Source organism: Nostoc sp. DedSLP04 (assembly GCF_034530775.1).
In the GTDB taxonomy this organism is placed as follows: domain Bacteria; phylum Cyanobacteriota; class Cyanobacteriia; order Cyanobacteriales; family Nostocaceae; genus Nostoc.
Window position 1 is genome coordinate 86,860 of the sequence record NZ_JAVRCL010000024.1, and the last position, 21,456, is coordinate 108,315.

The window sequence follows — 21,456 nt, forward strand, 5'->3', positions numbered from 1 at the left end:
ATTTAACTTTATTGTGCCATCCGGTTAGTTTCGTTGCCCCAGGTTTGATTTGGAGTACCTGTTGTCGGACGAGAGGGACGTACTGGTGGTTGTGGTACTTCATGAAGAACGCCACCTTGGGTGCTAACTTGGACACAACTTGGTGTAAACAAAAAGATGCTCTCACCGATGCGCTCTTGATGTCCATCTAGTGCGTAAGTACCACCTGCAACAAAATCTACTGCTCGTTGAGCTTGATCTGGGTCCATGATTGTCAGATTTAATACCACTGACTTGCGTTCGCGCAACGCTTGAATTGCCTGGGGCATTTCTTCAAAGGTGCGTGGTTCGAGTACTAAAACTTCCGAAATTCCGTTAATTGCTCCTGGCATACCAATCACATTCCCCATTGGCTTTGAACCTGCTGTCATATCATCTCCCATTGTAGGCACTGGTTCCCGCCAGCGTCGATTTTGAGCGGCTGGACTCTCTTGTGGTGCTGGCTGGGGATTTTCTTGCTGATACAGATTTTGGTAATTATTATTATCTGTTTCTGGTTCTTCTTCGTAATACTCGTATTCTACTTGCTCATTTAGACCCACAAAGTCTCTGAGTTTGGAAAATATGTTGTTCATGGTGCGTGTACTCTCCTGATGCGAATTGCCTGCATTGACTTGGCTGAGGATTGATTGAGTTAAGAGCGATGCCTACGGCGGTATACGCTACATCAATGGATACTTCAGCAACTTTACTGCTAGTTGTAGCCTATATTACGAGTTTTGGCGATGAACTGACACTTATTGGAAAGGTCTGTGCATCGCCCAAACACAATAATGAGTCAAGATTATATCCTAAGGTTTATCCGAAGGAAACTTCTTTATACCCCATTTTCTCTTGGCTATTGCTCTTGTCAATACTATATCCTTTGTTTCCGATTGCACCAGTCTGTTACAAAATTCTTGTCATCAAATCCTTAGCTTCTATTAATTTCTATTAATACTGAAGAGTAAGGCTGATGATTAATCGGCTAAGAGCGATCGCCAAACAATATGGTTCCTAATCGTACCATCGTTGCGCCTGCTTGCACTGCTAGTTCGTAGTCGCCTGACATACCCATAGATAGGTGCTGCATTTTAATATGCGACCAGTTTTGCTCCTGGATTTCTTTGGCTAGCTGACGATTGCGATTAAACACACTGAGAATTTCAGAATCATTTAATCCTGAAGGTGGAATTGTCATCAAACCTTGAATTTGTAAATTTTTGTAAGAATTGAGTGTGGGTAAATCAGCCAAAAGTTCTGGCACACTCCAACCAGACTTGTTGGCATCGGGGAGAATTTTCACTTGTAAGCAAACCTGGGGACTCACTCCTAGCTGTTGCGCCAATTGGTCTAAGCGCTGTGCCAGCTTCAAATTATCCACGGAGTGAATCCAAGGGAAATGCTCAATGGCTTTTTTGGCTTTATTGCTTTGCAAATGTCCAATAAAGTGCCAGGTAATATCCGGTAAGTCTTGCAACTCGGCTTGTTTGCTGGCAGCTTCTTGGATACGACTTTCCCCGAAATCACGAATTCCGGCGTTGTATGCAGAGCGAATGGCCTGGACAGAAACTTGCTTGCTAACAGCAATCAATTTGACTGAAGTTGGCAGTGAGGAGCGAATAGTAACAATACGTTCGGAAATCGAACTGTTCATTGGAAGGTGCGCTGGAAAACACTCTGAAGCTGATCGTACTCCTGAGAATGCCCACTGCGCCGCAGGGTACGTAAGCGATTTTCCAACATCATTCTTGCCTCAGTACGTCCTAGAGACTGGAATTTAACACCTTTAACGTCATTTGCCACCAAAAAAAATAAGCGCTGGGCATAAAGTGTGGTGAACAAATCCTGGTTCTCATCAACCATACAGATTTTGTAGAGTAAACCCCAAGTTGGATGGTTTATGTAAGTTTCTGCGTTTTCTGGATTCATTTAAGAGTCAAGGTGTAGTCAAGGTGGAAGTATATATATCTTTTCGCAGTGAATTCCAAACATTCAGACGATAATACCAACATTCGTCAGAATATTTGGTTAAAATGCGAAGCTGCGGTTACGAAGACCTCGATCTAGTTCCTAATGGGCAGATGAAGCTAGTGGTAGTGAAGCGCAATGGTACAACAGAAGCCGCGAAGCGTAGATTCAAAGAGTAGAGGCTGTTTGACAAATATCACCATCTGCTTTGGTGACTTCAATTTAGCAATCTGTGGGGACAAGGCACAAAACATTGCCGCTCCTCTGGTTGAAAGTTCGACGTGAGAAGGAAAAACACCCTTTGAAGTTCCCAACGGCAACGGCGAATTTTTCAACTTCTTTCCATACTGCCACAACTGTTGCCCAATGGCACAAAATTGGGGAAGGTGGGGTTCCCTCTGGGGATAAGGGGTAATGGGGATTGGGTACTGGGTACTGGAAGAAAACTATCATTTATGCAAAAGGTCTATTGATTATCCAGTATTTTCAGTGGTGCAATTTGTGCCTGAGCATTGTGCAGAGATTTATAAGGGTACTCGATCGAAAATCTTAAGATTAGTTTGTAGTGTTCGCGTAAGGCTGGTTAATAGCTAAAATCTACAGGAAATGGTAGGGGATCAATTTTATGGCTGGGTAGCTATTTAAATTACCCTACCATATTGTTACTTATAGCTCAATACTGTTCGGTTAAGGCAAGAGACGCGATGAATCGCAGTCTCTACAATAATTAGTCTTTGGTAGAGACGGCAATTTAATGTTTTACTTCTGACTCCTGAATTCTGAATTCTGCTGTATTACCTCTTACCATTTTTTCGGTGCAAAATTACGCCTGAGTTCCGATAGCTAGCCGTATTCCCCAGAATAAGATTAAAGTTGCGATCGCCAGCCAGTCACGCCCTTTTAATCGTAAATCGTGCCACTGGACTCGATGCTCATTGGGACTGGTAAAACCCCGCACCATCATGGCATTTGCCATTTGGTCAGCTCGTAAGAGCAGATTTTCTAAAAGTCTCTCTGCGACTGTCATCCAAACCTTGAATGCTCCTTTCAATCCCAGCTTTTTCCAATTAATTGCCCTTGTCATCACGGAGCGAAATAAGTTTTGCACTTCTTCTAAAACCAAGGGAATGAAGCGCAAGGACAAGGTTAAAGTTAAAGCAATTTCTGTGACAGGCAACTTGAAGCGTCGCAAGGGTTGCATTAAGCTTTCTATGCCAGATGTGATTTCTTCTGGTGCGGTTGTCAGCAGATAGAGGTTAGTGCTGTAAATGACGGTAAATATAAGTGTACTCAGGCGTACTGCCAAACTCAATGAGTAGCGAGTTACTTTAACCGGGCCTTTATGAAATAGCACGTAGCTGTATGCTTTTTTCTCGGCTGGTGGCTCTTGAATATTATTAGAGAATGCTTGCTGGGTTAATATTTGTTCATTAGCTGGCAGGCGTGACTGATAATCTACACCCAATCCATCAGGACTGATGGCTGCGATCGCTAGCACAAAAAAAGATAGCATTAATAGCCAACCCATTTGCTGCTGCCATACACGTCGGGGAATTCTGGCAATCAAGGTGGCAATAATCAAAATTACCACCAGCAGCACCCGCCAAAAGTTGTTGGCTAAAACATAGCTAGTTAAAAAGCTCATCAACCAAGCGAACTTGACTCGCGGATCGATTTTATGCAGCCAAGTTTGGGGTTGTTCTAAATAAAGTCCAAGTGGCAGCGATCGCAATAAATCCATTTTAGAGTTAGGAGTTAAGAGTGAGTAGTTAGGAGTGAGGAGTTAGGAGTTTTGACTTTAACTCATAACTTTCACCTTCTGCCGCTATCAAACTCAAGTCGATAGGGTTCTATAGTTAGCAATTTTGACTTTAACTCATAACTCTTGTACAGACGCGATTAATCGCATCTCTCTTGTACAGACGCGATTCATCGCGTCTCCTAACTTATTTTGACGCGAGTTGCTCTATTAACATTACCACTTTCGGCATCACGAACTTTCTTGCTCCGCCACAGCAAAATAATTGGTGTGCCTTTAAATCCTAGCTGTTGCCGGAATTGGCGTTCAATGTAGCGGCGGTAGTTGTCGTTGAAGCGTTTCGAGTCGTTGACAAATAGGGCGATCGTTGGTGGTTGGCTACTTACTTGTGTACCATAATAAATCTTCCCTTGACGCCCACCACGGGATGCCGGCGGTGAATGCCAACTCACGGCATCGGTTAAGACTTCGTTAATTACTGATGTGCTGACACGGCGTTTGTGTGATTCAGCCGCCGTTTTCACCAATTCCAAAATCTTTTCTACCCGTTGCCCTGACAAGGCACTTACAAAAATTGTTTCTGCCCATTCGGTAAAATGTAACCGCGATTGCAGAGTTTTTTCGTAGTCGTAGATTGTGTAAGAGTCTTTTTCGACAGCATCCCACTTATTAACGACGATGATGCAAGCTCGACCATCTTCGATAATCCGCCCAGCTAATTTTTGGTCTTGCTCGGTGACTCCATCTAAAGCATCTATTACTAATAAAACCACGTCAGCGCGGCGAATCGCTTTGAAAGCCCGGTTAATACTAAAGAATTCTGTGCCGTATTCGATGTGTTTCTTTTTACGAATGCCGGCGGTATCAATCAAGCGGTAGGTTTGTCCGGCTCGTTCAATGACGGTATCAATAGCATCGCGGGTTGTGCCGGAAATAGGGCTGACAATTGCCCTTTCTTGCCCGACAAAAGCATTGAGTAAACTCGATTTGCCCACATTTGGGCGTCCCACAATTGCTACTTTGATTTCATTCGTTTCTGGAATGTCTTCAATAGCAGGGATGTGATTAACTAACTCGTCGAGTAATTCTCCTGTGCCACTGCCATGAATCGCGGAGATGGGGTAAGGCTCGCCCAATCCCAATTCCCAAAATTCGGCAGCTTGCATTAAGCCTTGTTCTGGGGATTCACATTTATTTACAGCTAGTAGCACAGGTACGGGTTGTTGGCGCATCCATTCGGCGATTTCTAAATCTGCCGATGTCGGCCCTGTTTTACCATCGACGACAAAAATAGCGGCACACGCTTCTGTAAGGGCTGTCATTGCCTGTTGGCGAATCAGTGGTAAAAATTCGGTATCATCATTAAAAACTAAACCACCGGTGTCTACCACTAAAAATTCGCGACCATTCCAGAAAGCTGGTAGATAAGTGCGATCGCGTGTCACTCCCGGTTCATCATGGACAATCGCCGTTTGTTCCCCGGCGAGTCGATTAACCAGGGTGGATTTGCCCACATTTGGGCGTCCGATAATTGCAACAATTGGCAGTGCCATAAAACCAGGGTAAGTGAGAGACGTAGTATATCACGTACTTACATTTTACTCGCTTTAAACTTGAAGTTTTAATAATTTACCATCATCTGAGGCGATGTCTACGACGGTCACTGAGCGCAGCCGAAGTGTGGGCTGTTTGGTAATACCATACTTTGAAAAATAAAAAAGGTAGGAAATTTTCCTACCTTTTACCCAAAAAAAGCATTTTGTAACCAAATACCAAATTAAATATCACACACGCTTTTGACGTATCTATTGCAAACCTATGACGAGGGTATGACGTTTAATTTGTAGTTGATTTCGCGATTACTCCCAGTTGCAACCCTGGTGGATAGCTACCTTCTTCCTTGATGCGCTTAATTTCAGCATCGGTTATCTGCAAATTTAACTTTTCTACCAGCGATCGCACAATATCTCCCCGATCGATTACACCAGCTACAGCACCAGCCGGAGAAAGGACGGTAATTCTCGGTAACTGCTCATTTTCTAGCTTGTTAATTACCTCAGCGATCGATGTGGATTCTGTGACGGTAGGTATTTCTGTCAGCGGACGCACTATGCTGTGTAAGGTTTCGGTTTCCCATTCACTCCTTTGGGTTAAACGGAAATCGTCAATGGAAACTAGACCCCGATAACGTCCATCAGAAGCGGCAAAATAAACCTGTGAGGGAGTGGTTTCTAGGAGGTATAAATCGGCAAAGGAACGCAATGTCTGGTCAGCATCAATTACGCGAAAATCACGGGTCATCGCATCGGCCGCTACCACTTTGAGTAAGCTTTCTTGCAATGTGGTCATGTTGTCATAGGTGTTAGCATTGCGGACAGCAAACCAACCTAACAGCGCAATCCACAAACCAACTACTAACTCTCTGGTGACGAAATCTACAACAAATCCGAAAGCGATCGCAGCATAACCCAATATTTGCCCAGATTTTGCAGCCAAGTGTACGGCTTGAAAACGATTACCTGTGATTTGCCATAGTGCTGCTTTTAATACTTGCCCTCCATCTAGAGGTAAGCCGGGAATCAAGTTAAATAGAGCCACCACTAAGTTAATTCTTGCCAAATCTCCGACCATGACACTGAGGGGATTAGTATCAGGTATCGCCAAAGCTGCCAGACGGAGCAGGAAAAATAGAATGATACTTACCAAAGGCCCAGCGATCGCTACTTGAAAGGCTTTAAAAGGAGTTTTAGATTCTTCTTCAATGGCAGCAATCCCGCCAAACATAAATAGGGTAATTGAATTAACTCTAATACCTTGCGATCGGGCTACCAAGCTATGACCCAACTCATGCAATAGCACCGAACCAAATAGCAGCAGTGCCATAACTATTCCAGCACTCCAAGCTATAACAGGCCCCCATTCCTGGTAAGCTACCCCAAAATTCAGGGTTGCCAACCCTAAAATCACAAACCATAACGGGTCTAAAAACAGGGGAATTCCAAATAATGACCCAATTCTCCAATTTGTTTGCATTACATTGCCCTAAAACTAGATATCGCCAGTACTTTTTATACCGAAATACTTCCTTTGTTCCTATACACATCTATATTGAGTATCGATTCGGTAGTAACAAGTGACGAAATGCTCTTATTTCTAGAATAGACAATTAATGCCTGTGAGCAAAACTCTGGAATTGGGAATTGGGCATGAGGTTAAGGTAAAGGTGAGAGGTAACAGGTGACAGGGAATAATCTATACTCTTTACCCTGTAACCTATTCCCTTCTTCACCCCCTACTCCCCCTGCCCAAAATCATTTTTAGGAGTTTTGCATCGATAGCGGGGTTACAAGTAACACCTCTGTCATCACAAAACTATAGACGACCGATGTTAGTCAATCCTAAAACAATGCCAACGCCGATAATATGACCAAAAGCCATCGCTGCAACGAATGTTGGAATACTAATCGGCAGGATAGGGAACTTGGGGCCAACTAAGGGTTTTTCAATTCTAGTACTTAGTAAAACTATTACTAAGCTACTGATGCTGATGATGATTCCTACTGTGGGATTCCACGCGGGTGTTGCGGGAACAGTTTCAGCTGCTGCTAGTAAAATAGATGAAATCAAGCTTTTGTCTCCTAAAATATAGACCTACAAGATTATAAAATTACCAAGGCACAAAAGTTTTTCGGATAGTTTAGACTTTCTTGATATTATTTTAAATTTGTTGTTAAATTTTTTATGCGCGTTAAGATTTGCGGCATCACTCAACCACAGCAGTCTATAGCGATCGCCTCTCTAGGCGCAACGGCACTAGGATTTATTTGTGTGCCAAACTCACCTCGTTACGTGACTAAATCCCAAATTCGGGCAGCAGTGGCAGAACTCCCAGCAAATATTGACACAATTGGGGTTTTTGCCAACGCTAGTATCCCTGAAATCAGTCAGATAGTTGCTGATTCTGGATTGACTGGTGTGCAGTTGCACGGAGATGAATCAACAAATTTTTGCTACCAATTACGTCAAGCTTTACCCAATGTCGAAATTATTAAAGCACTGAGAATTCGTAGTCTTGAGCATCTTGACACAACGGCTGATTACACCAAATTTGTAGATACTTTGCTACTTGACGCCTACCATCCGCAACAACTAGGTGGTACAGGCAAAACTTTAGATTGGACGATGCTAGAGCAATTTAGCCCTAGTTGTCCTTGGCTTTTAGCAGGAGGATTAACAGCCGATAATATTGTGCAAGCCCTAAATCAGGTCAATCCTAGCGGCGTTGATTTATCTAGTGGTGTGGAACGGACACCAGGAGATAAGGATTTAGATAAAGTAGCCAAGTTGTTTGAGAAGTTGGGGAGGAGGTAGTGAAGAAGGCAATAGGGTACAGGTAACAGGGTACAGATTATTCCCTGTCACCTGTTACCTGTCACCTGTCACCTCTCCCCTAACCCCACTCCCCATTTATTAAAAGAATGCTGGTTGGTGGCGAATCAAGTTGAAAAATTCTTCGCGGGTTTTGTTGTCTTCTTGAAATACACCAAGCATTGCGCTCGTGACAGTCCAAGAACCTGGTTTCTGGACGCCACGCATCACCATACACATGTGGCTAGCTTCCATCACTACAGCAACGCCTTGAGGTTCTAAAATGGTCTGGATTGCTTCGGCAATTTGGCGGGTTAGTCTCTCTTGTACTTGTAAGCGACGGGAATACATCTCAACAATCCGGGCCAGCTTACTCAGTCCAACAACTTTTTGGTTAGGAATATAAGCAACGTGCGCTCTACCCATAAATGGCAGCATGTGGTGTTCGCACAGACTAAAGAAGTTAATATCTCTAACAAGTACCATCTCGCTATGCCCTTCATCAAAGATGGCATCGTTAACAAGTTCTTCAAGAGATTGGTTGTAGCCACTGGTCAGAAACCGCATTGCTTCGGCTACTCGTTTGGGTGTTTTTAGGAGTCCTTCGCGTTCGGGGTCTTCGCCAACTCCCAGTATTAGTGTCCGCACGGCGTCTTTCATTTCCTCCATCTGTTCCTCTGTTGGCGGGAACACATCCGGTTGTCGCCCGTTGTGGGTGTTGCGATCGGGTCTAGGAGTTATGGCTTCTGCCAAATCGGGAATCAGAGGCGATTGAGAGCAATTGGAACCGTTGGAACTAGCAATAGTCATGATTCAGTCTTGGTTATGGTTTAGTCATCAGTCATTAGTCATTAGTCATTGGTCATTGGTCATTGGTCATTTGCAAAAGACAAAAGACAAAGGACGAAGGACTAATTTAGAGTGCGCCAGCGCTGGGCATCAGAGTCAATTCATCAATCACTGCCTGTTGTGGTAACAGAACTGTGTAGAGAATTGATTGAGCCACAATTTCCGGGGTTAACATTTTGGAACGGTCTAAGTTGACATGGACTGTTTCTGTATCCCAAAGTTCGGTATTGACTGCGCCGGGACAAATAGCTGTGACACGAATACCGTGAATGCGTTCTTCTTGTGCCAGGGTTTGAGAGAGGGCTATCAAACCAGCTTTGCTGACGCTGTATGCTCCCCAACCGGGAAAGGGTTGCTTGGCGGCAATTGAGGCGACGTTGATAATTGTGCCTGTGCCTCGATCGCGCATTGAAGGTAAAATCCCCACAATGCACTGAAACACACTGGTGAGATTCAAGTCAATTACCTGCTGCCAGTCTTCTAGGGGAATTTCGCTCAAAGCGCCTGTATAAGCGATGCCAGCATTGTTTACCAGAATGTTTATATCACCAAAGTCAAGGGCGATCGCTTGGATCTTGTCTTTGACTTCCAAAATCCGCGCTAAATCTACAGCGTAAGCTTTCGCTTCCACCCCAGTATGCTCTACGGCTTCTCTTACTGCCTCCAACTTATCCAAAGAACGGCTGACTAAGGCAACATCTATTCCCGCTTTTGCAAAGGCTAAAGCTGTTGCTTTCCCAATTCCACTACTGGCCCCAGTAATCAGGGCGCGTCGTTTTTGCTCAACACTCATAGTGTCTCCCAATGTTTTGGCAGTTCCCAAAGCCTATTACCACCCCATTATTCACACTTCTCGGTTTGGATAGATTAAAGGAATCTAAAAATCTGATGATTTTCATTAAGCAGATGTTATGATGCAGCACAATAGTAACCATATTGTGGTTTTTAACAGTAAAGACAACAAATTGTTGCCTGGAAAACCACGCGGTACATCGTACATTCAAATTAGATTATTTACATAATACAAAATCCACTCAATCAAATTGAGTAGACTTGCAAAAAATGCAAATGCCTATGGCTAGATTGTTAAAAATCTTTAAGCACATAGGCAATTATAGCATTGCTGTTTTGCTAATCTATCATTATAGAGTTGCTTTAGTGGGCAACTTCTGTAAAGACACCAATTTTGCGGAATTTTTCATAGCGCAGTTGGCGGCGTTCTGGAGCGGTTAAACGATTGAGTTCGTCTAAGTTTTCCATCAGCACTTGCTTAAGAGTAGTAGCGGCTTTTAAGGGGTCGGAATGAGCGCCACCAGTGGGTTCAGGCAGTATTTGGTCGATAATTCCCAACTTTTTCAGGTCGTGGGAAATAATTTTTAGCGCCACAGCGGCTTGGGGAGCCTTACCAGCATCTTTCCACAAAATTGCAGCGCAGGCTTCGGGAGTGGCGACGGTATAAACGGAGTGTTCAAACATGAGTAAGCGATCGCCTACACCAATACCAAGTGCGCCGCCGGAACCACCTTCACCGATAACTGTGCAGATAATTGGCACATCTAAGCAAAACATTTCCCGTAAGTTGTAGGCGATCGCTTCTCCTTGACCTTGGTGTTCTGCTTCTACCCCAGACCAAGCTCCAGGTGTGTCGATAAAAGTTAGTATCGGCATACTAAACTTGTTGGCGTGTTCCATCAACCGCATGGCTTTGCGATAGCCGCCAGGGTAAGGCATTCCAAAGTTACGGGCAATATTGTCTTTAGTATCGCGTCCTTTTTGATGACCCAACATCACCACAGGTTGTCCACTCAGACGACCAACACCACCAACTAAAGCCGGATCGTCACCACCACAGCGATCGCCATGCAATTCCATCCATTCATCACTAATTGCCTGAATGTAATCGAGAGTACTGGGGCGACGCGGATGACGAGCGACTTGTAATCGCTGGGACGGGGATAGACTAGTGAAAATTTCCTCACGTAGTTGCATGGCGCGTGCTTCTAGTTGACGAATTTGACCAGAAACATCAACGCCATTTTCTTCTGCAAGTTGCCGAATTTGATCGATTCGGGTTGCGAGTTCTGCTAGGGGCTTTTCAAAATCTAACAGTAGCGGTTTACGCTCGGTAGTTGCCATCGTAGGGTTTATAAGTACGAGTTATAAGTTATCTATCCTTTGTTTTTTGTCTTTTGTCCTTTGTCCTTTGTCCTTTGCAAATAACAAATGACCAATGACCAATGACCAATGACTAATGACCAATGACTAATGACCAATGACTAATAACCAATGACCAATGACCAATGACTAAACCAACAGCGGTCTAAATCCATGTTTCACTGATACCTTACCAATCTGCTCCATTTTGTCTACGGTAATCTGATTCCGTCCCCAGGAAAAGTTCGTGTATAACTTCTCAAATTCCAGCAGCATTGATTCGGCAAAACAAGCAAATAACTGGCGGGCTGGCACGTCCATATTGACGATTTTCATTATTTTCCAGTCAATATCCAGGGAATGCTCGACAATCCCACCATTTAACACATATACACCAGGATGCTGAACTTTTGTTGCTAAGTTTTTCGGATAGCCACCATCAATCAATAAACAGGGTTGTTTCAAAGTGGCGGGGTCGATTTCCACGCCTCTGGGCATACTCGCAACCCAAACTACAATGTCAGCTTCAGGTAATGCTTCTGTCAAACCCATGATTTTTCCTCGCCCCAGTTCGCCTTGCAGTTCTTTGAGGCGTTCTTGGTCGCGGGCGATCAACAGAAGTTCTTTGACATCTGTTTTCGCATCTAGCCAGCGGGTAACTGCACTACCAATATCTCCAGTTGCGCCACATATAGCAACAGTCGCTTTTGACAGATCGATTCCCAATTGTTTTGAGGCTTCTTCCACCTGCTTACAAATAATGTAGGCAGTATGTGTGTTTCCTGTAGTGAACCGTTCAAACTCTAGTTTAATGTTGCGGACTTGGCTAAACTGGTCTAACTTAAAGTTTTCAAAAATAATTGAGGAAAATCCGCCTAAAGCTGTAATGTTAATGCCATGCTTTTGTGCATGGGCCATCGCGTTGAGGATTTTGCGTGTTGCAGCTTTGATGCGCCTACTAGCAAGCATCTCTGGCAAAAAGCAAGATTCTACATACCGTCCTTCAATTTGTTGCCCAGTTATACTGGTGACAATAATGCTATCGACAATTTGCGGTGGGGCGCTGCACCAAAAGTCTAGCCCTTGATCGGCATATTCTGGGTATCCCAATTCTTGAGCTACCGATTGAGCGTGTTCTAAACTAGTCAAATGTCCAATTAGACCAAACATGTAGTGATTATTAGGCTTATGCTGTCTTGAGGGCGTGGAATTTAGTAGAGTTAGGAGTTAGGAGTTAGGAGTTAGGAGTACGATTCATAATTTCTCACTAATCATTTCACTAATCATTCCTCACTCCTAACTTTTTTAAGCGGCTATGAGTCCGTAGGCTGACAAGCGCATGATGTCGCGAGTCGTGAAGCCTATGTTACTTAATGCTTCACCGTATTGAATCATAAAGTCTTCTACTAAAGCATCTTTTTCCATTGCCATTGTGTGGGCATCACCCTCTACTTGGTTGAGCATTTTCCAGACGATGGGTAGGTTATGGCGATTTGCAAGTTCAAGTTCAGCTTTGGATTCTGTGAAGTGTTCTTTCAACCAAACTTCTCCAAAGTTGAGGTGGCTATACTCATCTTTTACTACTCCCTCCGTGATTTTGCGGGCAAAAGCATCGGCGACGGGGATGTAAATGTTATATGCTGCGATCGCAAAACATTCGATAATCAAAGACTGAATCAACAGACAAGTAACGACCTTCCCGGACGCTGCTGCTGTTTGGAAATTTTGGTGTAGTCCAGAGAAAAATTCCTTGGCAAATTGCAAATCTGGGGTAACTTCCAAATTCCGCCCACAAGCTTCAAATCCTTTCTTGTGTCGGCTTTCCATCTTGGAGAGGCGAATCAATTCATCATGAGATTCTGGCAGCAGTTGGGCTAATGTGATGTAATTTTCATGGGCTTCTTGTTCCCCTTCAATCACGATCGCATTAATCCGGCTATAAGCATCTTTGTATGTTTCGCTCTTGAAATCTAATTCTTTAAATTGGTCTGCAAGCTGCTGCATAGTTATCTTTACTCCTGTAAACCTGAGTTATTTGACACCAAGTATTGATTTTCCCTATGAACTAAGAGTAACAATTACTGTGGTTTAATTTAACTTAACAAGTAGACTATGTTTATAGATTAATTGTTGCTGGGGGCAATGTTCTAGTACTAGCGAAATAAATGCTTTGCAGTTTAAGTTTATGTTCAAATCAAACCCGAATCTGAAATCTAGCGATTTTTTGAGCCTAGTAATCTTACTGCTAGGGGCATTTATCGTTTTACTACCATTGTTTGTGGTCTTTCTCACCTCCTTTGCACCGACATCCGCCAGCCCAGAAAATTTGTTCAAAAATAACTGGTCTTTAGCAAATTACCGCGTTGCGTGGCAACAAGGAAAATTTTTGCTGGCGTTTGCTAATTCTACCTTGGTAGCGATCGCTGTGACGGCGTTTCAGATTGTCACTTCTGCTTTGGCTGGTTACGCCCTAGCACGGTTGAAGTTTCGGGGACGCCAAGCACTGTTATTAGTCGTTTTAGCAACTTTAGTGATTCCCTTTCAGTTATTGGTGATTCCCATCTTTTTGGTGTTGAAGTGGGGACACCTGATAAATACATACTGGGCGCTGATTTTACCCACTGCGGTTAGCGGATATGGGATTTTCTTATTACGTCAGTATTTCCAGACAATTCCTGTAGAGTTAGAGGAAGCCGCAGCGATAGATGGGGCGAACCGACTGCAAATTTTGTGGCGGGTGATGTTACCTTTAGCTCGTCCGGCCTTGCTAACACTTTTTTTGTTCACCTTTATCGGTGAGTGGAATGATTTATTTAAGCCTCTAGTATTTACGACAAGACCAGAATTAAGCACAGTGCAACTAGCATTGGCTGAGTTTCAGGAGCAATTTACGAATAATTGGCCCTTGATGATGGCAGCAGTAACAATAGCCACAATTCCAGTGATGGTATTATTTCTCATCGGTCAGCGTCAATTTCTTCAGGGTATTGCTGCGACAGGGATTAAGAATTAGTGGGGAAGGCGGTAAGTAAAAGCCCGATTTTAGTTACTAGAGATGCCCACTCGACAAGAAATAATTTGAATTGGTATTAGTTAAAAATAGCTGTAAAGAAAATCTCGCAGGAAAATTATGAACTTTTATGACACTGAGCGTAATCATTGCTAACTAAACTGAAGCAATAATTATACACCTCCCGTCAGGAACGAAAACACTCATGAGTTCTCAACAAGTCATAGATCCTCAAATATTACAGCAGTTACAAGAAGAAATTCAGCAGAAAATGAATGAAAGCTTAGAAAACGCTGACTTACACTCAGTGCTTGAAAAGTACGGCTTATTAGAATATAGAGTCTTGAGAATTCATTGGCAGTGTAATCTCGATCCAAATCAACTCCAATCTGATGATGCACTTGATGAACAGCAACCCAATGCATTATTGGCAGAAACTTCAAGACCTTCAATACCAGAAATTGTGTTAGTCAAAAAAGCATTGTGTATCCCTTGTCCATCAACTGGTAGCCCTTTAGGCTGTAACTGCTAAATAATTTTATCTTCGGACTGCAAAGAGTTTATTCTAGTGAATGTAAAAATACTAAACTTTGCTTTTATGTAGTAGCTAGGCTACAAAGATAACATCAGCGTACTAACATCACTACTTAGCAAAAAGCAGTATTTTAATAAACTCTGATGTTTTGAGCGCCAGTTTTTCATGTCTCAAAATCGAAGCAGTTGCCACTGGAAGTTAGGAATAGTGAGTACTTTAGTAATTGCTAGAGTGCTCACTTTTGCTGAGAGTTTTGCTCTAGCTCAAATTCAACAAGATGCTACGCTTGGATCTGAAAGTTCAATCATTACACCAAAGCTAATCGATGGTCAGCCTATAGACCAGATCGATGGTGGAGCAGTTCGTGGTACAAACCTGCTCCACAGCTTTGAAAAATTTTCTATCTCTGCGGGAAGGACAGCCCATTTTAACAATGCAATCAATATTCAGAACATTATCAGTCGGGTGACAGGCAATTCTGTTTCTAATATAGATGGCATTCTCAAAGCTAACGGCACAGCCAACGTATTTCTGATTAATCCTAACGGCATCGTTTTTGGGCCTAATGCTTCTTTAAATATTGGCGGTTCATTTGTGGCTAGTACGGCGAGTAGTTTGAACTTTGCTGATGGTACAAACTTTAGTGCTACATCACCTCAAACTGCACCTCTACTCACAGAAAGTGTTCCTATAGGTTTACAATTCGGAACAAATGCTCGACCTATCCGCAATCAATCCCAAGCAAGTCCCAATAATGCAATTAATACCTTTGGACAAGGTGTTGGTCTACAGGTGCAGCAAGGCAAAACCCTAGCACTTATAGGCGGCGATATAACGCTAGAGGGCGGGAATTTAACAGCAAGTGGGGGAAGAATTGAGTTAGGAAGCGTTGCTGGCAATAGTTTGGTCAGTCTTAATTCAACGAATCAAGGTTGGGCGCTAGGATATGAAGGTGTTCAAAATTTTCAGAACATCGAACTCACCCAGCAAAGTGAGATTCCATCTACTGTAGATACCAGTGGCAAAGGTGGCGGTAATATCCACCTGCAAGGACAACGAGTACTGGTAACTGACGGTTCACAAATTTTGGCTTTTACCCTGGGAGCGCAACCAGGAGGAAATTTAACAGTGAACGCTTCCGAGTCTGTAGAACTTGGACTAAATACGTTCTTGTCTACTGGAACTTTCGACACTGGAAACTCTGGAGATATCAATATCACTACCAGAAAGTTGATTGCCAAAGATGGAGCGCAAGTCTTAATGTTCAATGTTGGTTCGGGATTGGCCGGACAATTGACCATCAACGCCTCAGATTCCGTAGAACTAATTGCAGGTATCCCCATTTCTCCTTTGCCAGATGGTAGTGATTTAATATCCAGTGGATTATTTAGTGCAACTTATGGCGCTCAAAATGCTGGCAGCATAATAGTTAATACTGGAAAGTTACGTATCGAGGGAGGGGCAGCAATATCAACAAGTTCTGAGGGTGTACTTGGGCGTTTTTCTAACCAATTTATACCAGCTACCGGAAATGGAGGAGATTTGACAGTGAACGCCTCTCAGTCCGTAGAATTAATCGGAACCTCAGCAAATGGTTCTAGGCTCAGTAGCTTATTTGCTGGCACTCAAGGGCCTGGAAATGGCGGTAACTTGACCTTAACTACAGGGCAATTAATTATCAAAGATGGGGCGGCAATAACTGTGAGCAGTGAAGCTCGAAACAATGTTAACTATCAAGGGGGTGTATCCAATTTCGGTCTAGCAGGCGAACTCAATATAAGCGCTCGTTCCATCCTGCTGGATAAAGGAGAACTCACATCTAATAGTGAGTCAGGTAAGGGCGGTGATATTGGGGTACAGGTGCGGGACTTGTTACTGATGCGTCGCAACAGCCAAATCTCTACTAATGCTGGAGGTGATAAAACTGGCGGTAATATCACCATCAATGCACCTAATGGCTTCCTCGTCGCTACTCCCTTCGGAAATAGCGATATTACCGCCAACGCCAACTTTGGTTCTGGTGGTAAAATCGCGATCGCTGCTAAGAATATCTTTGGATTTGTGTCACGCACCCGTGCAGAGGTGGAGAGGCTAGATCCAAAAGATATAAATCCGAATAATATACCAACAAGTGATATCACTGCATTTTCTCAGCAAAACCCTTCATTAAGTGGCACTGTACAAATCAACTCACCGGATGCTGACCCCAGTAAAGGATTAGTGGAACTACCTGTAAATCTGGTTGATGCTTCGCAGCAAATTGCTGCTGGTTGTAGTTCTGGTGGAAAAATAGGAAGAAGTTCATTTTTTACTACTGGGCGTGGAGGAATACAAGCCGATCCCACAGAGCCATTGATAGCTGATGATGCAGTGCTAGCAGATTGGATCGCGCTCCCTCCAGAGAGTCAGAATCGTGCTGGTGGTATTCAGAAAAGAGCCGTTGTTCAGGCAAAGCGAAACACAGAAGAAAAATCACAGAAAGTTAATTCTGTCAATGAACCTGCTCAAATTGTAGAAGCCCAAGGCTGGATTCTAGATGCCAATGGAAACGTGGTTCTGGTTGCTCAAGTACCCACTGCATCGCCCCATAACTCCTCCCTCGTCGCGACATCTTGCGGTGCTAATTAAAATTTGAGATTCTCGTAACTTTTGTTGGTGCGTTGGCGTAGCCCATCGTAGACATCGCTGATTTGCAATCAATTTTATATGGCTGAGGCGATCGCTTTTTTACTCAAATAGGTGTGAGTGCGATCGCTGATTCGCTATGGACTTTATGCAAGCGATCGCTCTTTTGAATGAATTCAGGTGTGTCAGTGCGTAGGCGTAGACCGTCGTAGACATCGCTGATTTGCTATGACCTTCGTACAAGCGATCGCCTTAATAAAGCCTGTGAGCTTATCCAAACCATAAGCAGAATGTGAGACTTGAGGAGATATCAATTACTCAATTCTCTTGAGCAATCAACGGTGAGTAGCCAGATTCATGAATACTTTAAACAAATTTGGCAGAAATATATGAAGTTTTGTAACACAGTGCGTAATTATAACTAGCCAAGCTGAATTCATAATTATCGGAGTTCACAAGAGCGTTAGAAACCTAATGCTTTCGTACCACTCTAGACTTTGTATTATTGATTAGCTCGTTGCCAAATTGTACTAATCAAACTTACGTTAATTTAGTACATCACAAGATAAGTTGACACATTTACCAGTCTGCAAGGAGAGCAAAAGTTATGGAATCTAAAACATTACAGTCAACAGTCATAGATAATCACACATTACAGCAGTTAAAAGATGAAATTCACCAGGAAATATGTGAGATAGTTAATAACGCTAACTTTAGCCAAATCCTTGCCAAATATGGGATTTTAAGACAAGAAGTGCTTCAATTTGAGTACAGAATCGATCTAAATAAACTCCAATTTAGTGATCCTGAAGAAAGCAACGAAACTCAAAATTTTTTACTAGCAACTTCGCAAGGTTGCCCCAATGGCACTTGCACTTGCTGGGACAAGAACCTTAAACAATGGGTTCCTTGCTGATGCACTGAACATTGAACAGTATAAATTTTGATAAAGAGCGCAACGCTGATTACCAGTTTTCATGTCGTCTCTTGTAGTCATTATGCTGCCAAAAACTATTGGAGTGGAAATGAAAGTGGTGATTTTTGCAATGATTTGCTAAGTTGCCAGAAGTATGATCATCCTATTTAGTAATTGGCAGTATTTCACTACTAAATTGTTTTTTTAGTGCAAATTTTGTGATGTATAAAAGCCGAGGTAGTCGTTACTGGAAGCTAGGGCTTGTTAGTGCTTTAGAAATTGCTGCAACACTCGCTTTATCAGGGAGTTGTGCCCTGTCCGAGATTATAAAGGATAACACTTTAGGATCTGAAAGTTCAGTTGTTACACCGCAGCTAATCAATGGCCGCCCTACTGACCAGATCAATGGTGGGGCAATTCGTGGTACGAACCTGTTTCACAGCTTTGACCAGTTTTCTGTGCCAGCTGGCAGCACAGCCTACTTTAACAATGCGCCAAATATTCAAAATATCATAAGTCGGGTAACAGGCAAGTCTATTTCTAATATTGATGGCATTCTTAAAACTAACGGCACAGCCAACTTGTTTTTGATTAATCCCAATGGGATTATTTTTGGTTCCGATGCATCTCTAGATATCGCCGGTTCATTTGTTGCGAGTACGGCAAGTAGTCTGAATTTTGTCGATGGGACTAAATTTAGTGCCACAAATCCTCAAACCACACCCTTACTGACAGTAAGTGTCCCCGTTGGTTTACAATTTGGAGCTATACCAGGAATCATCCGCAATCAATCCCAAGCAAATAATCCAGATGGTGTAACAACTAATACCTTTGGGCAACCCGTTGGTTTACAGGTAAAGCCAGACAGAACTTTGGCACTTGTAGGTGGTGATATAACCTTGGAGGGCGGGAATTTAACAGCAGAATCGGGACGAGTTGAGCTAGGAAGTGTTGCTGGTAATAGTTTGGTCAGCCTGAACCCAACGAACCAAGGTTGGGCCTTGGGGTATGAAGGTGTTCAGAACTTACAGAAAATTCAATTAATCCAGCGAATTGTTGACGGTAAAGAGATTCCATCTCAAGTAGATGCTGGTAATCAAGATAGCAATGGCGGTAATATCCAGGTACAAGGCAATACCGTAGAATTAATTGGCAAGGGTGTGTACTTAACAACTCAGACAATAGGTGCTGGAGATAGCGGTAAATTAATTATTAACGCTAATAAATTAAGTGTTCAACATGGTGCCCAAGTATTAACATCTACAGTAGACAAGGGTAATGGAGGAGATTTAATTGTGAACGCCTCTGAATCCGTGGAGCTAATTGGTAGCATTACATCTCCAAATAGTATTACTGGATTTGTTAGTGCAAGCGCTGATCAAGGAAAAGCAGGTGACATTACGATCAACACTAAAAGGTTGAGTATTCAAGGAGGAGCAAGGGTAACAGCAGAATCTAGTGCAGTAGTAGAAAATTCACAAGTGATACCAGCTCAAGGAAAAGGAGGCAATATAACTGTGAATGCCTTGGAGTCGGTAGAGATAACTGGCACCTCGACAACAAGTATTCCCAGCCTCTTGTCTGCTTCAACTCGAAATTACGGAAATGCGGGAACAATCAATATCACCACAGGACAATTGATTGTCAAAGATGGTGGTCAAATAAGTGTGTTCTTTAGAGTTGCAGATAATGCAATCTATTTAGGAGATACAAATAACCCAGGGACACCAGGCGCACTAAACGTAACTGCTCGTTCTATCTTGCTAGACAAAGGAACACTCACGTCTATTAGTGAAGAATCAAATCGGGGTGGTGATATTGGGCTACAGGTGCGAGACTTGTTACTGATGCACCACGAAAGTAAAATAACCACTAATGGAGAAGGTGATGCAGATGGCGGTAATATCACCATCAAAGCACCTGATGGCTTCCTCGTCGCCACTCCCTTCGGAAACAACGATATCACCGCCAACGGCTTCTCTGGCTCTGGTGGTAAAATCACCATCACCGCTAAGAACCTCTTTGGTTTTGTGCCTCGCACAGGTGCAGACGTAGAAAGACTCGATCCAACAGGCGAAACAAACCCGAATAATCTCCAAACAAGTGACATCACGGCATTTTCTCAGCAAAACCCTTCATTAAATGGCACTGTACAAATCAACTCACCAGATGCTGACCCCAGTAAAGGATTAGTGGAACTACCCGTAAATTTGGTTGATGCTTCGCAGCAAATTGCTGCTAGTTGTAGTTCTGGTGGAAAAATAGCAAGAAATTCATTCATTACAACTGGACGTGGAGGACTAGTAGCCGATCCCACGGAGCCATTGATAGCTGATGATGCTGTACTAGCAGATTGGATCGCGCTCCCTCCAGAGAATCAGAATCGTGCTGGCGGTATTCAGAAAAGAGCTGTTGTTCAGGCGCAGAGAAACACACAAAAAAAATTACAGAAAGTTAATTTTGTCAATGAACCTACTCAAATTGTAGAAGCCCAAGGCTGGGTAATGGATGCCAATGGGAACGTAGTTCTGGTTGCTCAAGTACCGACACAATCACCCCATAATTCATCGCTCACCAATACATCTTGCGCTGCTCATTAAAAATTGAGATATGGCAATATTTCGTAACTTTGCAGTCATCCGCGATGCCTACGGCTGGCTACACCTACGCAATTGCTGCTCTTGTTGCGATCGCTCTGTTTTCCACAAATCATGATGCAATGAGATTATGAAGAATTCACAGGCTTCTGAATTCTACAACAACGCAGACGATGACTTGCTTCTAGAGTATAACTTTGACTATCGCAAAGCCTTGCCCAACCGTTTTGCTAGTCAGCAAGAAAAAGCTCCTTTGACAGTTACTCTTGATGCTGATGTCGCTGAGATATTTAAAACATCAGAAGCTGTTAACAACGCTCTCCGTGCCTTACTCTCAGCAATTCCAAAGACTGAAAGATAAACTGCGATCGCCGAAATAACAAATGAGTACGTCGAAATAACAAATGGGTACGCCGAAATAGCAAATGCGTACGCCGAAATAACAAATGAGTACGCCGAAATAGCAAATGAGTACGCCGAAATAACAAATGAGTACGCCGAAATAACAAATGAGTACGCCGAAATAACAAATGGGTACGCCGAAATAACAAATGGGTACGCCAAAATAACAAATGAGTACGCCGAAATAACAAATGCGAACGCCGAAATAACAAATGAGTACGCCGAAATAACAAATGAGTACGCCGAAATAAC

The 21,456-nt window shown here is 43.1% G+C and carries 19 protein-coding genes; 7 read left to right on the forward strand and 12 right to left on the reverse strand.

Annotation, left to right across the window (positions count from 1 at the left end; all coding sequences use genetic code 11):
• Positions 1 to 8: 8 nt before the first annotated feature.
• The 7 genes from RMX89_RS15900 to psaK all read right to left on the reverse strand — a co-directional run bounded on the left by RMX89_RS15900 (position 9) and on the right by psaK (position 7,375).
• Positions 9 to 614 (reverse strand): cell division protein SepF, encoded by a 606-nt coding sequence (locus RMX89_RS15900; RefSeq protein ID WP_322659462.1) that lies wholly within the window; start codon positions 612 to 614, stop codon positions 9 to 11.
• Between the two features lie 392 nt (positions 615 to 1,006).
• Positions 1,007 to 1,675 (reverse strand): YggS family pyridoxal phosphate-dependent enzyme, encoded by a 669-nt coding sequence (locus RMX89_RS15905; RefSeq protein ID WP_322689572.1) that lies wholly within the window; start codon positions 1,673 to 1,675, stop codon positions 1,007 to 1,009.
• Positions 1,672 to 1,950: a transcriptional coactivator PipX gene (gene pipX, locus RMX89_RS15910; protein WP_069068710.1), complete on the reverse strand. Its 279-nt coding sequence runs from the start codon at positions 1,948 to 1,950 to the stop codon at positions 1,672 to 1,674. Before pipX ends, RMX89_RS15905 begins: the two co-directional genes overlap by 4 nt.
• A gap of 862 nt (positions 1,951 to 2,812) precedes the next feature.
• Complete coding sequence (locus tag RMX89_RS15915) at positions 2,813 to 3,730, reverse strand: energy-coupling factor transporter transmembrane protein EcfT (RefSeq protein WP_322684505.1); 918 nt, start codon at positions 3,728 to 3,730, stop codon at positions 2,813 to 2,815.
• Positions 3,731 to 3,930: 200 nt separating this feature from the next.
• Positions 3,931 to 5,301: a ribosome biogenesis GTPase Der gene (der, locus tag RMX89_RS15920; RefSeq protein WP_322689573.1), complete on the reverse strand. Its 1,371-nt coding sequence runs from the start codon at positions 5,299 to 5,301 to the stop codon at positions 3,931 to 3,933.
• 283 nt (positions 5,302 to 5,584) lie between these two features.
• Positions 5,585 to 6,781, reverse strand: a complete 1,197-nt coding sequence (locus RMX89_RS15925) for a site-2 protease family protein (protein ID WP_322689574.1) — start codon at positions 6,779 to 6,781, stop codon at positions 5,585 to 5,587.
• Between the two features lie 339 nt (positions 6,782 to 7,120).
• Entirely contained in the window at positions 7,121 to 7,375 is a 255-nt protein-coding gene (psaK, locus tag RMX89_RS15930; RefSeq protein WP_322672169.1) for a photosystem I reaction center subunit PsaK, read from the reverse strand.
• A 114-nt stretch (positions 7,376 to 7,489) separates the two neighbouring features.
• Between psaK and RMX89_RS15935 the strand changes: the two genes are divergently transcribed.
• On the forward strand, positions 7,490 to 8,119 hold the full coding sequence (locus RMX89_RS15935; protein ID WP_322672170.1) for a phosphoribosylanthranilate isomerase: 630 nt from the start codon (positions 7,490 to 7,492) through the stop codon (positions 8,117 to 8,119).
• 99 nt (positions 8,120 to 8,218) lie between these two features.
• Here RMX89_RS15935 and folE read toward each other — a convergent pair whose 3' ends face one another.
• The 5 genes from folE to RMX89_RS15960 all read right to left on the reverse strand — a co-directional run bounded on the left by folE (position 8,219) and on the right by RMX89_RS15960 (position 13,123).
• Positions 8,219 to 8,926 (reverse strand): GTP cyclohydrolase I FolE, encoded by a 708-nt coding sequence (gene folE, locus RMX89_RS15940; protein ID WP_322672171.1) that lies wholly within the window; start codon positions 8,924 to 8,926, stop codon positions 8,219 to 8,221.
• A 106-nt stretch (positions 8,927 to 9,032) separates the two neighbouring features.
• Positions 9,033 to 9,758, reverse strand: coding sequence for an SDR family oxidoreductase (locus RMX89_RS15945; RefSeq protein ID WP_322672172.1), 726 nt, complete (start codon positions 9,756 to 9,758; stop codon positions 9,033 to 9,035).
• Between the two features lie 362 nt (positions 9,759 to 10,120).
• The gene (locus RMX89_RS15950) at positions 10,121 to 11,101 is read right to left on the reverse strand and encodes an acetyl-CoA carboxylase carboxyltransferase subunit alpha (protein ID WP_094349744.1); all 981 of its coding nucleotides are present in this window, start codon (positions 11,099 to 11,101) and stop codon (positions 10,121 to 10,123) included.
• Positions 11,102 to 11,269: 168 nt separating this feature from the next.
• The gene (locus tag RMX89_RS15955; RefSeq protein WP_322672173.1) at positions 11,270 to 12,289 is read right to left on the reverse strand and encodes a long-chain acyl-[acyl-carrier-protein] reductase; all 1,020 of its coding nucleotides are present in this window, start codon (positions 12,287 to 12,289) and stop codon (positions 11,270 to 11,272) included.
• A 135-nt stretch (positions 12,290 to 12,424) separates the two neighbouring features.
• Positions 12,425 to 13,123 carry an aldehyde oxygenase (deformylating) gene (locus RMX89_RS15960; RefSeq protein ID WP_322689575.1) on the reverse strand — a complete coding sequence of 233 codons (699 nt, stop codon included), beginning with the start codon at positions 13,121 to 13,123 and terminating at the stop codon, positions 12,425 to 12,427.
• 181 nt (positions 13,124 to 13,304) lie between these two features.
• On the opposite strand from RMX89_RS15960, the gene RMX89_RS15965 reads away from it, so the two are divergent.
• The 6 genes from RMX89_RS15965 (at position 13,305) to RMX89_RS15990 (ending at position 21,163) form a co-directional block, all read left to right on the forward strand.
• Positions 13,305 to 14,132 carry a carbohydrate ABC transporter permease gene (locus RMX89_RS15965; RefSeq protein WP_322684503.1) on the forward strand — a complete coding sequence of 276 codons (828 nt, stop codon included), beginning with the start codon at positions 13,305 to 13,307 and terminating at the stop codon, positions 14,130 to 14,132.
• A gap of 202 nt (positions 14,133 to 14,334) precedes the next feature.
• Positions 14,335 to 14,661, forward strand: a complete 327-nt coding sequence (locus RMX89_RS15970) for a hypothetical protein (RefSeq protein WP_322672176.1) — start codon at positions 14,335 to 14,337, stop codon at positions 14,659 to 14,661.
• Positions 14,662 to 14,829: 168 nt separating this feature from the next.
• On the forward strand, positions 14,830 to 17,292 hold the full coding sequence (locus RMX89_RS15975; RefSeq protein WP_322689576.1) for a filamentous hemagglutinin N-terminal domain-containing protein: 2,463 nt from the start codon (positions 14,830 to 14,832) through the stop codon (positions 17,290 to 17,292).
• 604 nt (positions 17,293 to 17,896) lie between these two features.
• Complete coding sequence (locus RMX89_RS15980; protein ID WP_322689577.1) at positions 17,897 to 18,205, forward strand: hypothetical protein; 309 nt, start codon at positions 17,897 to 17,899, stop codon at positions 18,203 to 18,205.
• 221 nt (positions 18,206 to 18,426) lie between these two features.
• On the forward strand, positions 18,427 to 20,805 hold the full coding sequence (locus RMX89_RS15985) for a filamentous hemagglutinin N-terminal domain-containing protein (RefSeq protein WP_322689578.1): 2,379 nt from the start codon (positions 18,427 to 18,429) through the stop codon (positions 20,803 to 20,805).
• Between the two features lie 127 nt (positions 20,806 to 20,932).
• On the forward strand, positions 20,933 to 21,163 hold the full coding sequence (locus tag RMX89_RS15990; protein ID WP_322684497.1) for a hypothetical protein: 231 nt from the start codon (positions 20,933 to 20,935) through the stop codon (positions 21,161 to 21,163).
• Positions 21,164 to 21,456 lie beyond the last annotated feature (293 nt).

Excerpts from the sequence above, each read along its gene's own strand:
- RMX89_RS15900 (WP_322659462.1), bottom strand. The coding sequence starts at position 614 with ATGAACAACATATTTTCCAAACTCAGAGACTTTGTGGGTCTAAATGAG.
- RMX89_RS15905 (WP_322689572.1), bottom strand. The coding sequence starts at position 1,675 with ATGAACAGTTCGATTTCCGAACGTATTGTTACTATTCGCTCCTCACTG.
- pipX (WP_069068710.1), bottom strand. The coding sequence starts at position 1,950 with ATGAATCCAGAAAACGCAGAAACTTACATAAACCATCCAACTTGGGGT.
- RMX89_RS15915 (WP_322684505.1), bottom strand. The coding sequence starts at position 3,730 with ATGGATTTATTGCGATCGCTGCCACTTGGACTTTATTTAGAACAACCC.
- der (WP_322689573.1), bottom strand. The coding sequence starts at position 5,301 with ATGGCACTGCCAATTGTTGCAATTATCGGACGCCCAAATGTGGGCAAA.
- RMX89_RS15925 (WP_322689574.1), bottom strand. The coding sequence starts at position 6,781 with ATGCAAACAAATTGGAGAATTGGGTCATTATTTGGAATTCCCCTGTTT.
- RMX89_RS15935 (WP_322672170.1), top strand. The coding sequence starts at position 7,490 with ATGCGCGTTAAGATTTGCGGCATCACTCAACCACAGCAGTCTATAGCG.
- folE (WP_322672171.1), bottom strand. The coding sequence starts at position 8,926 with ATGACTATTGCTAGTTCCAACGGTTCCAATTGCTCTCAATCGCCTCTG.
- RMX89_RS15945 (WP_322672172.1), bottom strand. The coding sequence starts at position 9,758 with ATGAGTGTTGAGCAAAAACGACGCGCCCTGATTACTGGGGCCAGTAGT.
- RMX89_RS15950 (WP_094349744.1), bottom strand. The coding sequence starts at position 11,101 with ATGGCAACTACCGAGCGTAAACCGCTACTGTTAGATTTTGAAAAGCCC.
- RMX89_RS15955 (WP_322672173.1), bottom strand. The coding sequence starts at position 12,289 with ATGTTTGGTCTAATTGGACATTTGACTAGTTTAGAACACGCTCAATCG.
- RMX89_RS15960 (WP_322689575.1), bottom strand. The coding sequence starts at position 13,123 with ATGCAGCAGCTTGCAGACCAATTTAAAGAATTAGATTTCAAGAGCGAA.
- RMX89_RS15965 (WP_322684503.1), top strand. The coding sequence starts at position 13,305 with ATGTTCAAATCAAACCCGAATCTGAAATCTAGCGATTTTTTGAGCCTA.
- RMX89_RS15970 (WP_322672176.1), top strand. The coding sequence starts at position 14,335 with ATGAGTTCTCAACAAGTCATAGATCCTCAAATATTACAGCAGTTACAA.
- RMX89_RS15975 (WP_322689576.1), top strand. The coding sequence starts at position 14,830 with ATGTCTCAAAATCGAAGCAGTTGCCACTGGAAGTTAGGAATAGTGAGT.
- RMX89_RS15980 (WP_322689577.1), top strand. The coding sequence starts at position 17,897 with ATGGAATCTAAAACATTACAGTCAACAGTCATAGATAATCACACATTA.
- RMX89_RS15985 (WP_322689578.1), top strand. The coding sequence starts at position 18,427 with ATGTATAAAAGCCGAGGTAGTCGTTACTGGAAGCTAGGGCTTGTTAGT.
- RMX89_RS15990 (WP_322684497.1), top strand. The coding sequence starts at position 20,933 with ATGAAGAATTCACAGGCTTCTGAATTCTACAACAACGCAGACGATGAC.